Origin of the sequence: Vibrio ishigakensis (assembly GCF_024347675.1) — a bacterium.
In the GTDB taxonomy this organism is placed as follows: domain Bacteria; phylum Pseudomonadota; class Gammaproteobacteria; order Enterobacterales; family Vibrionaceae; genus Vibrio; species Vibrio ishigakensis.
Map to the genome: position 1 here is coordinate 1069100 of NZ_AP024882.1, position 14079 is coordinate 1083178.

Sequence of the window (14079 nt, forward strand, 5' to 3'; positions counted from 1 at the left end):
TATGAAGGCTCTAGATAATTCTGTTTTACTAGGAAGAACAGAATGACTTGGTAGCAACAATAAGGTGTACGGCTACTGAAAAGGCCAGATTGTAGTTAACAATCCAAAGTAAAAAAACTAAATTTCAAAGAACTCATCTGAATTAGCTAGACACTGGTACATGACCTTTTTCCAGTGGTTATGAAACTGACCTGAATCTATCAGCGGCTGAAGATTTGCCTCAATAAAAGCATTTTTGATAGCTAGTGGAGTTGCATTGGGGTCAAACTTAAGAATCATGCTCCTGAAAGCATTCTTCTGTACGATTACTTCACTGAGGTGTTTACCAGCTTCAAGTCGATACCGACTCGCTAAATCTAGATTATTGAAGTGGTTGTGTGCTCTGTCTTTATCTGCTTGACTCCACGTCGCAGGACAACTTACGTGGTAACTAAGTGCTCCTTCATTCCTATCAAGAAACTCAGCGAATACCCATTGCTCCTGAAAAAATATGTCTTTATCAACATAAGGATGAATCGCTTGTTCTTCTTCAGTAGTAGCGTAATTTTGCCCTTTTTCCCCCATATTACAGTCGCGACAAGATGGCACGAGATTAAGAGGCATAATAGAGAATTCAGGGAAGTGAGCCTTAGGTAAAAAGTGGTCAAGATTCTTGGTGTGTCCGATATCACCACAAAACGGACATCTCTCCCCAGAGGATACCATTAGCTCATCATAGAAACGCCTAGCGGGCTTATCTTTGTTTCTTAGATTGTTTTCATACAAGTTAACTAGCTTTCGCTTCGTCAAATTCCCTATAACTTGAGTATCATTAGTCAGCGGAGTCGTTTTCGGGTATTGAAATAAATTGCCTGCTAAACTAAGTCTCTTGTACTGAGTCTCCTTTAAGAGAAACGTTGGAAAGTGATCAACAAAGTTGGCTTTTACGTGGGCCTGATACATACCATCTGAACACTTATCTAACATTTCAATAAAAGTTATGGCTTGGGATTGTAGTTTTTTCACTGAGTCTTACCTGAGTCTCTATTGAGAACCATAGCTTTCAATACAGTCCTTCCTTCTAAACCAATTTGGCTACCGTATTGGGTTAAAATATCTTCATAAGAGAGGCCTGACTCAACAGATTTAGCTAATAAAGAATGATACCCAGAACTTTCAACCTCCAAAGAAAACACTTCTCGAGTTAGTACTCCTAGATTTTCACCGAATGTTTCTATATCGGGCCGCTTTACAGTTATAGCCTCCCGTGAACGTATTACCTTCCAAACACAAGATTTAGGCACTTCTTGTAAAACAACTGGTGAGTGCGTTGCTATTATTGCTACACCATTTTTTGCATAGAGTAGATCACTTAAAGTCCGCAGAAAAGCAGCCAACAATGGAGGGTGAAGATGACCTTCTGGCTCGTCAAGCAACACTAGAGATTTTTCACCAACTGTATCTACTAACCTTGTGACAGTAAATAGAACAATGGCGTGTCCAGAGCTCATTCGCGATAAATATTTTTGAATATCCTGGTAAAACAAATCTCGGAACTCATCGCTATCAACTTGGGCATCTATAGTATTGTCTTTGAGGGAAATATATCTTGTATTCAGGATGCTTAGGCCCATATTTGAGAAGTTTTGGTCACAACTTAACTTTTCAATAGCCTCAAGCCATCTCTCTTTTTTGCTTTCTGTTCTCAAGCAACCAATAAGAGCTGATACAAACTCTAAGCGAAGATCATCTAGAGAGCTCAAAACCTGATTATTTTTTTTGTCTCTCAATCCGATGTAAAAATATTTTGTACCTTTGGCCGGGTCAGGTTGCTCTTTTGGTGGAGAAAAAGGGTCAAAAGCACTAAATGAGACTGATACTAAAGAGCGAAAATAACCAGTTGGAATCCGGGATTCATTAAAATCGTTGCTCTCGGTAAAAAAATGTTCTCATTATCTGGCTTTGTAATGGCCTCTATCATGTCATTTAAGATGGTTGTTTTTCCACAACCATTTCGACCAATAAAGGCGTGTATATTTGTACTGGGAGCGGAATTAACCGTTACTTCAAAAGGTATTTTCAGGTCGCAAAATCCGTCTACCCCATTACGTATAAAGTTAAAATCGAAATCTGAAAGCTCTGCAAACCCCTCTAATACCCTAGCGAACTGGCCATGAACCTCTGACAAACTTACGCCACGAAATAAGGAGATATTTAATACTGATTCATCTTCAATATCAGGTAGCCTATTAGGTAAATGAACGATATCCTGCAAGGAATTTAGAATATATTTTTTTAGAGCACCATCTAACTTATTCAGACTTTTGTAATACTCTACATTTGTCCCGACAGAAAAATATTTCTCAGTGAGCGTAGAAAAATTTTTTCCCAATGTAGAGTATGTACTAGTGCTTATAGTTTGGCCTTTGAAGGCGATTTTTACATTGCCAATGTCATGTGACGTACCGTTCTGATCGAATACTGTCATGTAAAACATTGTTATAAACGAATAATCATTCCAATAATCCACTTGTAGGTAAGCGGTGCTTATACTGGAGGAAGGTAAGTGTACATTTTTATCCAAGACTACGAATTTAATCATCGCATCTCACCATTAAATGTGATGATGAAAGCACTAACACGCTGCTCAGTGAGTCGCGGAATATTCATTTTGCGTTGAAGGAGTCTGAGCCGCTTAGTCATTTTATTAATAACTCTTTTCTATTCGATTCTTTCATGCTTGATGTCATTAGCACATATTACATTAAGTAGTCTGATACTAACTTGAGCTAGCTCTTAGAATAGCCCTATCGATTAGAGTGGTTACTTTGAGGTCTTTCTTTGAATCGCTGCCCCAAAAGCTATTTCTGATGATTAGAAGTACTTAGTCTAGCTAGACCACCTAAAACGTTTTTGGGAAAAGTGACTCAGTCTGTGAAGAGGTAACTATTCTCGGGCGCGAACTTTGTATGGAGTAATTATAAATTTGTATGTTCCAAACTAAGTTCTGGGTTGAGGTAGCAACTCCACCAAATCACATTTTAATGCGTTGGCTAACTGATAAGCCTTATCGAGTGTAATGTTCACCTCTCCACGCTCGATACGCCCTACATAACTCCTGTCGATCTCGGCTAGTAAGGCGAGGTTATCTTGAGAGATCCCTTTCTCTTTTCTGATCTTGCGAAGGTTGGCACCAAATTGCTTTGCTAAGTCATTCATTTAAAATAGCTCTTCAAATGAAATGACTATCCGATGTTGATGCTTATATATCCACGGATTATAATCCGCATTTAATGTTCAATACTTAGGCCGAAACTACTATGAACTATCAGATTTTTTCCGATATCTACAGAGTTATCTCTCCGTCCAACATGGTCGACTTTGGTGCCTCTGATGTGAGAGTTCGTATCGCGAGTGGCATTTCCGCAACCTCAAAAGAAGCTCAAGCACTAAGGGTGCGAATAGCGAGGCAATTAAAGCGCTTGGAAGAGCATGGGCTAGTAGAAAGCCGAATGTACAGCCGTATTCGTGTTTATTCCAAGACAGAAGCTTTTTACAAGGCCAGCTTCGAATTAGTTGAGTGGACCCCACCAAAACCTCGCAACAAATACAAATCTCATTACTTATCGCTTAAGAAAGAGCTCAAGTATGTGGCTGCACAACTGAAAGAAAAACAGTCTGAAGCATCAGAGTATCGGAAGCTCATGCAACGATCTGAAGAGCTATCAGAGGTGATAAGGCCTTTATTTACAGAAACCACAGAGTCAATAGACAGGTTGAAAGCCAAAACTGCTGCCCTCAACAACACAATCAAGCTTCTTAAGTTGCGTGTGTAGTTAGGGGAATAGGAACAAGTTCTGCTTAGAGCAATGCAACGCAATCAGTTTGGTGTCGGGTCAACGTTTGTAGTGCGTCCCAGTGTGGAGTTTGGAAATATAGAACGTGCGATACCATCGAGATGAGACTTTACTACGGGAGTGTGAGTGATGCTTAAACAAGCTTTGTCGATGGGATTTGCTTTTGGTGTGGTGCTGGTGGTACTGACACCAGATTCACCGAGTTGGTTGGAAGTTCTGGCTTGGGTATTCTTGCTTTGTGTATTTCTACTGGCGATTGCTACCTTGAACGCCCCAAAGATTTCAAACTGGTGTGATGAGCAACTTCAAAAACTCCAAAGCCGAAAGAAGTGAAGTTAGTAAATGCTTCGAGTTTTGGCCTTATTCGTATCACTATGTGGTTAGTGATTCTCAGAGCAGTTCTAACTGGCGGTCGTAATATATACTCTATCGCGTATAAACCTTCCTTTATACGCGATAGAGTATAAAGGCAGAGTCAGTTACCACTCCAGCAGCTTGCGAACTACATGACGTATTAACTTAATGTGAAATCAAGCTCTCAACTAAGCATTAATAACAAGGAGGTACGTCAGGTCCAGTCTCTGACCTTGGATATGAAAAGCCTTTGGCTGATTTACTCGTTCTCTAAAGACTTCATCTCGCTAATGTAAATTTTATTACAGTAACTATTTTTACAGTAGCGTCATTCAGATCACTAGTGCGAGAGTAGTACGAACAACGCGCGGTACTTGTAGGTACAAAAAGGGACAAGGCTTCTGGAAGTTCAGGAAGGAGTGATGCGATTAGGATGCCCATTCACATCATTTTTTGATTTGATTAGCTGGTAGATTTGCATCACTCAGGTCCTTGAGAAGTAGTCAAAACTGTCTCAAAACAACGATTTCAGAGGAAAAAGTGTCTCACCCCATTTTAGAGGTCGTCAATTAATTCAATTTAATCAACCAGTTACAGTAATACGTAAAACCGCTTCCAATACCCCTAACTATTTTGAGCAGAGCCTGACTTAATCTTCGTGATTTTCGAAAATACAGCGCTTTGGCAGTTTATTAAAGTACTGACGCTTCCATTCAGGCTCAAAAAGCAGATAGCGCTCTCCAAGCACGATGACCTCTAACGCGAGCTGTTTCTCACTTTGTCCAATGTTAATTTCCGCCCAACTGGGAGTGATTTTAAAAACTCGGCCTGTGATTTTTACAGCCGTAGCTTGCTTATCGACTTTATCATTCGTTCCGATGTAGTGAGGGGTCAAATACCCAACTATTCCCTGAGCAATAAGGTCATCGTCACCGTTGTAGTCGCCCAATTTCCAAATATAAGTAGTTTGCCCAGAAAAAAGTTGTTCGATGGTGATCTCTTGTGGCACAAGACAACTTTCCTCGACGATAAAAGTTCGAGAGTGAAAATGGTAGATAAAGTAAATCGCCACTAAAACAGACAGGAACGTTATCATGATGAATGGGCTTCGAAGCATTCGACATCCTTTTATAAGGCTAGGGCAAAGTGTACAGCACTTACAATGCCCTCAGTCCTAGTGAGCGTGAAGGTTCACGATGATACTCATCACTACTAGTGTACCTGTTAAAACCTATCACCTCCAAAAACTAGACGTATGAATAGAGTACAATAATATCTCGTGCTAGAAGTTGGATTCGATGGCTTCTATTGAGTAAGAATACCCAACTTCGGGTAATTCAGAGAGTGTAACTCTATAAATCAGAACCGGATCTTCCTCGCCGGGTAGTCCAACACGTTCAAGAAGCCTTCTTTCATCAACGAAAGTTTGGCTCTCAATAGGTGTTTGCATTGTAATTGAAAGGTTTGTATCAACCCAGTGTCTATCTGGGTCAAAACAAGCGTCATCGCATTCCCCATCACCAGGTTTTTCGAAATAGTTGAGGCCAACTAGGTATTCTCCTGGAACCACATCTTCGCAAAATTGTTGGTAGTGTACAGGGCCACCATTGTCTTCATCGTCTAAATTTAGTCGGCCGAGTCCAAATGTATTGTTCGGATAAATATGATTACCATCAGGTTCAAAAACATGCAGGTGGATTGAGGTTTCTTCGAGAGTGTCGGAGTTGTATCCAGTCCAACTCAAAGATGATGACCAAGCCAATACTTCTTGCTCCAATCCATAGTTGTCTAACTCGTTGGCTTGTGTTTCGAGGTCATTTAAAATTTTTATTTTGGAGGGGGAGTTTTCCGCCATGTAGGACTCGGTGAAGTAGTGCCCGGTTTCATCGAACGGATTGGGTTCATCAGGAAAATTAACCACATTTCCCGGAAGACTCCCCGGTATGCGCGCCATAGTCTTATCTGAAACTAGTGTGGTATGTGCACCATTTTTTACTACGAAAGATGCGGGAGACCCAATAGATATCATGCCCCAACGGTCCCGATATTCCAGGTCTATATGATCATAGGCTTGAATGGCAAAGTAGTTTCCTTGCGAATAAGCAAGAGCGAGTACTCTTTGTCCTTTCTTCAGTTAATTATTGTACATTTCAACATGTTTTGAGACATAAGGATTTTGTGCTGCTTTTTCTATAGCTTGTTCCATTTGCGTTTGTAGAATATCTTTAGCTGAATCAGAGACCCAGTTTGCTTCTTCAACCAAGTGTCTTAAGGCTTCTTTTTTCTCAACGTTAGATCTTTGTTGGAATGCTTCGAAGAGATCAAGAACAAAGCCTTCACTTGGATTGAGGGCTAGCGCGTAGCGGACTCGATTTTCAAGTACCGTACCTTCAATATGTGCCTCAAAGGCTTTCTTAAGAAGTTCTCGTTGTTTGTTTGCTCCAACCCGATCTGTATTCATCCCATTAACAAAGAACACAGTCACGCCGAACTGACAGATAGTTTGGGGAGCTGCTTGGAGATTAGCTGTAAAAAGTACGAAGAAAATTAGTGCATTGATTTTTAAGTTGTTCATTGTTGCTCCTCCAGTACTTGAATGACTTCAGAAGAGCAACTTTTCGCTTTTTCAGATGAGGATTTTGCGTAAGTAACGATATCAGACGTTTGATCGTGAAACTTTGAGTAAGCAGTTACTCTCTCAAGGGTGTTGTTGGTTTCAGCTGAGATGTTCGCGGCTATCTCATAAGCTTTCATGTCCTCAAGGTAGTATGCACAAGCTAAAGCGTTCTCCAATAGATCAAGGTTTTTGGCAGATGCTTCTTTTGATTCAGCTTCAATTAAAATTCGTTGATAAACGCGAGCCAAATCGAGTGTAGCGATGAAGAACGGTTTTTCACTAATGTAGTGCTGATAGAGATAATGCTGGACATCGTCCCGAATGCCATCGTTATCGGCGTCAACGCCTTGTACAGAGAGATTGTTCTCTGGTCCTGGCATTGGAGGTAACTCGGAAGGCATTGAAGAAGGGATGATCGTAATCGATAACGGATTGGCTAGGTTCTTCGGCTTATCTTTCTCCTTTGTCTTTTTATAGATTGAGAGATAACCCAATATTGGTGTATCCGAAGTACCTTGAACATGATTGACCGATAACATGACTTGATATTGGTGCCCCTTCTTTACATGCTCAAATGCAGAAGGAGTAACAGAAACAAGGCCATGGAGTTCTGGAGCTATCTTTAGTGTGAGTGCTCGAACATTTTTTGTAGATTCGAAAGAAACAGGAATGTCCAGTATGTCTCTGTCGAATTGCTCTACGCGCAACTCTTTTGTATCGAAGTTGATAACGGGTGTTTTTGCTAGAGAAGGGCAAGCGAGCAAACTTATACAGAAACTCAACATCAGCGTTCTCATAACGATTTCCTTATCTTGATTTACTGAAGTTATCAAAATAGGTGTGCACGTATTTTTTCGCGTCTGTTAAGAGGAAACTTCAAACTTTTTCCATTCTTTGATGAAGTTATATGGTTTTTTGAGGGCCTGTCTTACGTCGCTTACAATGCGTTAGAGCAACTAAATGACGTAAACGCAATTCTGATAAGATACTGCTTAGCGCATGGTGTCAACTAGTACAGTTTAGTAAAACCAGCAAAGACTTGGTGGTTCTTATATGTTTGTAAGATTGGGAAAGTTAGAAGAAGTGAGGGCTGATTTTTCTTAGAAGTGGACTAGCAGTGAAGTCTTAGTCGCTTTTCCAGTTCAGTAAGTGTTCCGAAACCCAAAATACCGTCGGCTTCTACGCCAATATGAGATTGAATACTCTTTATTCTTTCTATATTACTTCTCAACATAGTAAGTTCCTTTTCAGAGCGGTTTGGTTTCAAACAAAGGGATCTTTGCAATAATTCGCGTCCATATGTCGAGATTTGAAAAATAAACTCTATTCGTTCTTCCATCTGATTTTGCGTGCCAATCATGTTCGAAATCAGATACTTCGTGTACCTCAGTTCCCCCTTTGACTTTTAGGAATTGCTGAAATACTGCACCACCAATCATTGGGTGCATGATAGTCGATCCATTCAAAGTCTACTTCAGTAGTAGCAGCGTAATTTAATAAATCTGATACTGCATCCTTTACACATTCTGACGCAAACCCCATAGCAGTAACATGTGAACCTAGTGTGACTAGACGACACCTTTGTGTTTCTGCAAGTTGTGACAAAGCGATAACAGTAGCCATTGAGCGAGCAGAGTGCACTAAAACTATCGGTGGGGCGTCGCTCAACTTTTATGCTTCAGTTAGTGCCTCACTGAACCTTGTCTTGATTACTTCCACCTAGCAGCGCCTTCCTCAACATAACTCCGTGCATTGTGGCCTACATCAATAGAAACCAATAACTTCGGTCGCAAACTAAATAATAGGGTGGTACCTAAAACTAGAGTATCAATCATCTTTTTTAATATGGTTTGACAGTTATCAGGGATTCTTATGAGTGAAGCGAACTATGATGCGTTGGAAGTAGAGCCTGTAGGTGGAAGGACAATAAGATCTGTTATTGAAAAAAGTGCAATGACTTCAATAAATGCGGTAAACGACCAAGAGGACAACAAGAAGAAACCGAATAAGATGGCCGCAATGATTGGCCATGACTGAGAACCCCTTAGATCTTTACCAAAGAGCTTTGCTAGTCCAAACCTAAACTCTTTTAGCACAGCCAAAAATCGATTCACGGTCGCCAAATTGATCTTTTCTTGCTGATCATGCCAATCCAACAAAAAAGTCAGCAACCACCTCGTTGTCATTGCCTGTTAGTTTGTAAGCGATATTGATACCTGTAGCGGCGCCGTCTATTTTTTTCAATTGTCCAATGAATAGGGATTCAAGTCTAAGGGGGTTAGGCAGATCTTTTTGAAGTGCAGCGTAGCCATACCCTACTTGTTCCACCTCAGACCCGAGCACAAAGATAATGGTGGTTTTTCTGGAATTCGAATCTTACATCTTTTCACCTCGGGAGCCAGATATAGAGGTGGGTAGCCATTGACTAGAGGATAGTTAAGGTCTGTTTTGTTTCCTTCCAAGTTTTCTTGAGGTAATGATGGAGTATATGACCCTTTATTTTCACGAGAGCCCAAGTTGCTCACGTGTCCGAGTTTCAACTAGAGGTGAATCAATTGAAAAGCAATAGCGGGAAAGTGAGCTTGATTTTAATGACGCGAATTTCATGCAGTGAAAGCAACTAAAGCTCCAATCCTTGCATGAGTCTTGAAGTAGCCACGGCTCACATTAAAGGAGATTATTTCAATACAACTCCTATCCTTACCTAGTTAAAAGCGTTTATACTCAGAGAAACCTAGTGGTTAAGGATAACCATAATTAGATAAATTTCAGTTAGTTGAAAGTTTCAACATAAGGATTGTTGTTTGAAATTTCTCATCACAGGTGGCGCGGGGTTTATTGGTTCTGCCGTCATTCGCCACATAATTGCTCATACATCTGATACTGTCATCAATGTTGATAAACTCAGTTACGCTGGTAATTTAGAGTCGCTAACGCTGGTTGAATCCAGCAGCAGATACCATTTTGAACAAGTGGATATTTGTGACAGGAAGGAATTAGACAGGCTGTTTGCATTTTACCAACCCGATATTGTCATGCATCTTGCCGCTGAGTCTCACGTTGATCGCTCTATTGATGGGCCTGCTGACTTTATTCAAACCAACATTATTGGCACATATAACCTGCTAGAAGCTTCACGAGCGTATTGGAACGGGTTGGACTTAGAGAGAAAAGAGCAGTTTCGTTTCCATCATATCTCGACAGATGAGGTCTATGGAGATCTAGAAAACCCTTCAGATTTGTTCATAGAATCAACCTCTTATAAGCCCTCCAGTCCATATTCGGCGTCTAAGGCATCCAGTGACCACCTGGTTCGAGCGTGGCAGAGAACATATAATTTACCTACTTTGGTGACTAACTGTTCTAACAATTATGGTCCTTATCATTTCCCCGAAAAACTTATACCACATATTATTTTGAATGCTCTTCAAGGAAAGCCTCTGCCGATCTATGGCAATGGGCAACAAATTCGAGACTGGCTATATGTAGAAGATCACGCGAGGGCTCTTTATCTAGTTGCCACACAAAGCAAAGCAGGTGAGACATATAATATTGGAGGGCACAATGAAAAGACTAATCTCGATGTTGTACACATGCTGTGTGATTTGCTTGAGGAGTTGGTTCCAGAAAATCAATACTCTAAGCAACACGCGGGAGGGGGAGGTTTTCGCTCTTTAATTTCTTTTGTACAAGACCGACCTGGCCATGATCTGAGGTATGCCATTGATGCTTCAAAAATTGAAAAGGAATTAGGCTGGAGGCCTAAAGAGACCTTTAATAGCGGTATTAGGAAAACGGTTAGTTGGTATCTCGAGAATGAGGCTTGGTGGAGTCGGGTATTGGATGGGTCTTACTCTTTAACGCGTTTAGGTTCGGGAGTTTAGTATGAAAGGAATTGTACTAGCTGGTGGTTCCGGGACACGTTTATACCCCATTACACGTGGTGTATCGAAACAGTTGTTACCACTTTACGACAAGCCGATGATCTATTACCCGATATCGGTACTGATGTTAGCGGGTATTCGTGAAATATTGATTATCACTACTCCAGAAGATAAAAACAGCTTCGAACGACTTTTAGGCGATGGCTCAGGTTTTGGAATTCGCCTTTACTACCAAGTTCAAGATAAACCTGAGGGAATAGCACAAGCATTCATCATTGGAGAGCAGTTTATAGGTGAAGACAACTGTTGTTTGATTCTTGGAGATAATATCTTTTATGGGCAGAGGTTCACAGAAACGTTAAAGAGAGCGTGTGGACTTGAGCAGGGAGCTACGATCTTTGGCTATCAGGTTAAAGACCCAGAGCGATTTGGCGTAGTGGAATTTGATGAACACCAAAAAGCCATCTCGATTGAAGAGAAACCAATTGTGGCTAAATCTAATTGTGCAGTTACAGGGTTATATTTTTACGATAACCGGGCGGTTGCTTTCGCAAAACAACTGACTCCCTCTGGGCGAGGAGAGCTCGAGATAACCGACCTCAATGAAATGTACTTAAAAGATGGGACCTTGAATGTTGAAGTGTTGGGGCGTGGTTTTGCGTGGTTAGATACAGGGACACACGAGAGTTTGCATGAAGCTTCTTCGTTTGTACAAACCATAGAAAATGTTCAAGGCTTAAAGGTAGCTTGCCTTGAGGAAATCGCTTTGAAGCAAGGTTGGTTGACCAAACAAGAAGTGCTAGAGCTTTCTAAACCCATGGTGAAAAATGACTATGGACAATATCTAGTTCGGATTGCGAGTGAGTAAATCGATGAAGTTACTTATCACAGGATGTGATGGTCAATTGGGTAGATCGATTTTAGAGCGGATACCCAGTGGACTGTGTGTCGCAGCTTTTTCTAGCAAACAATTGGATATTACACACCAAAAACAGGTGTTTAGCCTTATTCGAGAACAGAGGCCGGATTACGTAATTAATTGTGCTGCCTATACCGCTGTGGACAATGCAGAGATTGACGCTGATATTTGTAATCAAGTTAATAGGGACGGCGCTCTATATTTAGCTGAATCAACTAAAGAGCTAGGTGCAACATTAATTCATTTTTCAACCGATTATGTGTTCTCTGGTGAAACAATGAGGCCTTACTCTGAAACTGGTTCTACTAAACCCATCAATATCTATGGTTTGAGTAAACTCGCTGGAGAGGAAGCCGTTAGGGAATGTAATGAAAAGCACATCATTATGCGTACCTCTTGGGTTTTTAGTGAGTATGGAAACAATTTCGTTAAAACGATGCTTAAGGTTGGGGCTAGGCTGAGCGAGGTCTCTGTGGTCAAAGACCAACTTGGTGGGCCTACATATGCGGGTGATCTTGCAAATGCAGTACTTTCAATCATTGAGAAGTTAGAGAAGGGACTCAAGGATTACGGTACTTACCATTATTCAGGGGTACCGTATGTTAGTTGGGCTGACTTTGCTGAGACCGTATTCTCCAAAGCAGAAAAGGCAGACCTCTTTCCAGCTCCAAGCCTACTTCATGTATCAAGTGAAGAGTACAGAAGTCGAGCAAAACGACCGAAAAACTCCAGACTATCTAATGATAAGATTTTTGAGACATTCCAGATAAAACCGAGTAATTGGCAAGATGCATTAATAGATATTGGTAAGTTCAGGGTGCAGTAATGAAGGTAATTGAAACAAGTATTACGGACGTTAAAATCATTGAGCCAACCATATTCAGAGATGAACGAGGTTTTTTCATGGAAACGTGGCATCAAGACCGATTCGAGGAATTGGTAACAGGTAAACCAACACGCTTCGTACAGGATAATCATTCTAAATCCGTAAAGGGCACATTACGAGGGTTGCATCTACAAACCCAAAATACGCAAGGTAAGTTGGTGAGAGTTATCTCAGGAGAAGTCTTTGATGTAGCAGTGGATGTTAGACCTGAGTCAGCGAGCTTTGGGCATTGGGTTGGGGTTTATCTATCCGCGGAAAACAACCGTCAATTATGGATTCCTGAGGGCTTTGCGCATGGATTTTACGTGGTTAGTGATGAGGCAGAGGTCGTATATAAGTGCACTGATTACTACAACAGCGACGCTGAAGTCAGCATTCAGTGGAACGACCAAGGTATTGGTATTGAGTGGCCAATAATGTGTCTTGAACCAATCCTCTCCACAAAGGATTCTGAAAATAGTATATCTTTGAGGTCTTTTTTGTCGATTAATTCGAATGAGAAGGCCTAATATGAACTTTGAAAGCCAAGGAGAGTGGAAGTATTCGACTAACGCGTCGGCTTTTCTAGATGAGTCATTATTAACTGCAAAGTATATCGTAGGTCGTAATGAGGTTGCTGAGGCATTAATTGGAAGAGTAAATATTAGTGCTATCATTGATGACTTTTTTGCTGAGTCTGAATGGCTTGGTGTACCCGTAGTTCGAAGCCAAAATGTGCAAAAGGATAGCTTAATTGTAAATTGTTCAACCTCTATTTATCCCGTCACGGTCCAGAGGGTTTTTCACGAACGGGGATTTACAAACGTTATTACACTCAATGAGTTGTTCTCTGTACCAGAATTAAGAGTCCATTTGCCATCGTTTTCCTCCTCGATGTGGTCAATAATTGCGAACAGGCGAGTTGAGATTGAAAATATATTGGCCAAACTTGCAGATGAAGAATCTCGAAAGACCTTTATCGACTGTATATCTTTTCGGTTGTATCTAGATCCAAATATAATGAGATGCTATTCAGTTCGTCCAAGAGAGCAATATGTCGAGGGGTTTATGGAGTACAAGAATGAAATATTTCTTGATGCGGGCGGTTACGATGGAGACAGTAGTCAAAGTTTTGCCGACAACTACCCTGACTATCATAAGATAATTCTAATCGAACCTTCTCATGCAAATATAATTAAGGCTCAAGAGCGCCTAAAGGGTTACAGGGATATTCATTTTGTAGAGGGTGCGATCTCGAATTGTGTTGGTTTTGGAAAATTTGAGGATGACGTTGGCACCATTTGCGCTCTCACCTCTGGTGGAAAAATAGATGTTCCTTTATATACGATAGATGATCTTTGTGAAGATAACATAACTTGCATAAAAATGGATTTAGAAGGACATGAAATGTTTGCGCTACAAGGTGCAGAAAAAATAATTTCCAAGTCTAAGCCAAAGCTAGCAATTTCTATATACCACTCTTCCGAAGACCTTATTGATATTTTTAACTATGTAATGACTTTAAGACCTGATTACAAAGTATATGTGAGACACTACACAGAAGGTTGGTCCGAAACAGTAATGTACTTTAAGTGAATTGATAT

General features: G+C 40.7%; 18 protein-coding genes. 8 read left to right on the forward strand and 10 right to left on the reverse strand.

Features of this window, described 5'->3' with window-relative positions; genetic code table 11:
• Nucleotides 1-117 precede the first annotated feature (117 nt).
• The 4 genes from Pcarn_RS18680 to Pcarn_RS18695 all read right to left on the reverse strand — a co-directional run bounded on the left by Pcarn_RS18680 (nt 118) and on the right by Pcarn_RS18695 (nt 3198).
• On the reverse strand, nt 118-1005 hold the full coding sequence (locus Pcarn_RS18680; RefSeq protein ID WP_261835831.1) for an HNH endonuclease: 888 nt from the start codon (nt 1003-1005) through the stop codon (nt 118-120).
• On the reverse strand, nt 1002-1742 hold the full coding sequence (locus tag Pcarn_RS18685; RefSeq protein ID WP_261835832.1) for an ATP-binding protein: 741 nt from the start codon (nt 1740-1742) through the stop codon (nt 1002-1004). Before Pcarn_RS18685 ends, Pcarn_RS18680 begins: the two co-directional genes overlap by 4 nt.
• A gap of 116 nt (nt 1743-1858) precedes the next feature.
• On the reverse strand, nt 1859-2581 hold the full coding sequence (locus Pcarn_RS18690) for a P-loop NTPase family protein (protein ID WP_261835833.1): 723 nt from the start codon (nt 2579-2581) through the stop codon (nt 1859-1861).
• Nucleotides 2582-2979: 398 nt separating this feature from the next.
• Nucleotides 2980-3198: a helix-turn-helix domain-containing protein gene (locus tag Pcarn_RS18695; RefSeq protein ID WP_261835834.1), complete on the reverse strand. Its 219-nt coding sequence runs from the start codon at nt 3196-3198 to the stop codon at nt 2980-2982.
• 101 nt (nt 3199-3299) lie between these two features.
• Here Pcarn_RS18695 and Pcarn_RS18700 point away from each other — a divergent pair, with 101 nt between their 5' ends.
• Together Pcarn_RS18700 and Pcarn_RS18705 are read left to right on the forward strand one after the other, a co-directional pair.
• Nucleotides 3300-3815, forward strand: a complete 516-nt coding sequence (locus Pcarn_RS18700) for a hypothetical protein (RefSeq protein ID WP_261835835.1) — start codon at nt 3300-3302, stop codon at nt 3813-3815.
• Between the two features lie 150 nt (nt 3816-3965).
• Nucleotides 3966-4169: a hypothetical protein gene (locus Pcarn_RS18705; protein WP_261835836.1), complete on the forward strand. Its 204-nt coding sequence runs from the start codon at nt 3966-3968 to the stop codon at nt 4167-4169.
• 670 nt (nt 4170-4839) lie between these two features.
• Here the strand turns inward: Pcarn_RS18705 and Pcarn_RS18710 are convergent.
• The 5 genes from Pcarn_RS18710 to Pcarn_RS18730 form a co-directional block, all read right to left on the reverse strand.
• On the reverse strand, nt 4840-5307 hold the full coding sequence (locus Pcarn_RS18710) for a hypothetical protein (protein ID WP_261835837.1): 468 nt from the start codon (nt 5305-5307) through the stop codon (nt 4840-4842).
• A gap of 165 nt (nt 5308-5472) precedes the next feature.
• Nucleotides 5473-6219, reverse strand: a complete 747-nt coding sequence (locus tag Pcarn_RS18715) for a hypothetical protein (protein WP_261835838.1) — start codon at nt 6217-6219, stop codon at nt 5473-5475.
• A 105-nt stretch (nt 6220-6324) separates the two neighbouring features.
• A complete protein-coding gene (locus tag Pcarn_RS18720; protein ID WP_261835839.1) occupies nt 6325-6765 on the reverse strand; it encodes a hypothetical protein in 441 nt (146 codons plus the stop codon).
• Complete coding sequence (locus tag Pcarn_RS18725) at nt 6762-7604, reverse strand: hypothetical protein (protein ID WP_261835840.1); 843 nt, start codon at nt 7602-7604, stop codon at nt 6762-6764. Before Pcarn_RS18725 ends, Pcarn_RS18720 begins: the two co-directional genes overlap by 4 nt.
• A 314-nt stretch (nt 7605-7918) precedes the next feature.
• On the reverse strand, nt 7919-8041 hold the full coding sequence (locus tag Pcarn_RS18730; RefSeq protein WP_261835841.1) for a hypothetical protein: 123 nt from the start codon (nt 8039-8041) through the stop codon (nt 7919-7921).
• Nucleotides 8042-8679: 638 nt separating this feature from the next.
• Here Pcarn_RS18730 and Pcarn_RS18735 point away from each other — a divergent pair.
• Nucleotides 8680-8844 carry a hypothetical protein gene (locus tag Pcarn_RS18735; protein WP_261835842.1) on the forward strand — a complete coding sequence of 55 codons (165 nt, stop codon included), beginning with the start codon at nt 8680-8682 and terminating at the stop codon, nt 8842-8844.
• 105 nt (nt 8845-8949) lie between these two features.
• On the opposite strand, the gene Pcarn_RS18740 is transcribed toward Pcarn_RS18735, so the two are convergent.
• Nucleotides 8950-9135 (reverse strand): hypothetical protein, encoded by a 186-nt coding sequence (locus tag Pcarn_RS18740; protein ID WP_261835843.1) that lies wholly within the window; start codon nt 9133-9135, stop codon nt 8950-8952.
• 476 nt (nt 9136-9611) lie between these two features.
• Between Pcarn_RS18740 and rfbB the strand changes: the two genes are divergently transcribed.
• Genes rfbB through Pcarn_RS18765 form a run of 5 tightly spaced genes read left to right on the forward strand, consistent with a single transcriptional unit; the run spans nt 9612 to nt 14071 of the window.
• The gene (gene rfbB, locus Pcarn_RS18745; RefSeq protein ID WP_261835844.1) at nt 9612-10691 is read left to right on the forward strand and encodes a dTDP-glucose 4,6-dehydratase; all 1080 of its coding nucleotides are present in this window, start codon (nt 9612-9614) and stop codon (nt 10689-10691) included.
• Between the two features lies 1 nt (nt 10692).
• A complete protein-coding gene (rfbA, locus tag Pcarn_RS18750; protein ID WP_261835845.1) occupies nt 10693-11559 on the forward strand; it encodes a glucose-1-phosphate thymidylyltransferase RfbA in 867 nt (288 codons plus the stop codon).
• Between the two features lie 4 nt (nt 11560-11563).
• Nucleotides 11564-12436: a dTDP-4-dehydrorhamnose reductase gene (gene rfbD / locus Pcarn_RS18755; RefSeq protein WP_261835846.1), complete on the forward strand. Its 873-nt coding sequence runs from the start codon at nt 11564-11566 to the stop codon at nt 12434-12436.
• Nucleotides 12436-13005, forward strand: coding sequence for a dTDP-4-dehydrorhamnose 3,5-epimerase (gene rfbC / locus Pcarn_RS18760; RefSeq protein ID WP_261835847.1), 570 nt, complete (start codon nt 12436-12438; stop codon nt 13003-13005). The genes rfbD and rfbC overlap by 1 nt, the downstream gene beginning before the upstream one ends.
• A gap of 1 nt (nt 13006) precedes the next feature.
• Nucleotides 13007-14071, forward strand: a complete 1065-nt coding sequence (locus Pcarn_RS18765; protein ID WP_261835848.1) for an FkbM family methyltransferase — start codon at nt 13007-13009, stop codon at nt 14069-14071.
• Nucleotides 14072-14079 lie beyond the last annotated feature (8 nt).

What these genes read in the sequence shown, in the direction of transcription:
- Pcarn_RS18690 (WP_261835833.1), bottom strand. Translation starts at nt 2,581, where the DNA reads ATGATTAAATTCGTAGTCTTGGATAAAAATGTACACTTACCTTCCTCC.
- Pcarn_RS18695 (WP_261835834.1), bottom strand. Translation starts at nt 3,198, where the DNA reads ATGAATGACTTAGCAAAGCAATTTGGTGCCAACCTTCGCAAGATCAGA.
- Pcarn_RS18700 (WP_261835835.1), top strand. Translation starts at nt 3,300, where the DNA reads ATGAACTATCAGATTTTTTCCGATATCTACAGAGTTATCTCTCCGTCC.
- Pcarn_RS18705 (WP_261835836.1), top strand. Translation starts at nt 3,966, where the DNA reads ATGCTTAAACAAGCTTTGTCGATGGGATTTGCTTTTGGTGTGGTGCTG.
- Pcarn_RS18710 (WP_261835837.1), bottom strand. Translation starts at nt 5,307, where the DNA reads ATGCTTCGAAGCCCATTCATCATGATAACGTTCCTGTCTGTTTTAGTG.
- Pcarn_RS18715 (WP_261835838.1), bottom strand. Translation starts at nt 6,219, where the DNA reads ATGATATCTATTGGGTCTCCCGCATCTTTCGTAGTAAAAAATGGTGCA.
- Pcarn_RS18720 (WP_261835839.1), bottom strand. Translation starts at nt 6,765, where the DNA reads ATGAACAACTTAAAAATCAATGCACTAATTTTCTTCGTACTTTTTACA.
- Pcarn_RS18725 (WP_261835840.1), bottom strand. Translation starts at nt 7,604, where the DNA reads ATGAGAACGCTGATGTTGAGTTTCTGTATAAGTTTGCTCGCTTGCCCT.
- Pcarn_RS18730 (WP_261835841.1), bottom strand. Translation starts at nt 8,041, where the DNA reads ATGTTGAGAAGTAATATAGAAAGAATAAAGAGTATTCAATCTCATATT.
- Pcarn_RS18735 (WP_261835842.1), top strand. Translation starts at nt 8,680, where the DNA reads ATGAGTGAAGCGAACTATGATGCGTTGGAAGTAGAGCCTGTAGGTGGA.
- rfbA (WP_261835845.1), top strand. Translation starts at nt 10,693, where the DNA reads ATGAAAGGAATTGTACTAGCTGGTGGTTCCGGGACACGTTTATACCCC.
- rfbD (WP_261835846.1), top strand. Translation starts at nt 11,564, where the DNA reads ATGAAGTTACTTATCACAGGATGTGATGGTCAATTGGGTAGATCGATT.
- rfbC (WP_261835847.1), top strand. Translation starts at nt 12,436, where the DNA reads ATGAAGGTAATTGAAACAAGTATTACGGACGTTAAAATCATTGAGCCA.
- Pcarn_RS18765 (WP_261835848.1), top strand. Translation starts at nt 13,007, where the DNA reads ATGAACTTTGAAAGCCAAGGAGAGTGGAAGTATTCGACTAACGCGTCG.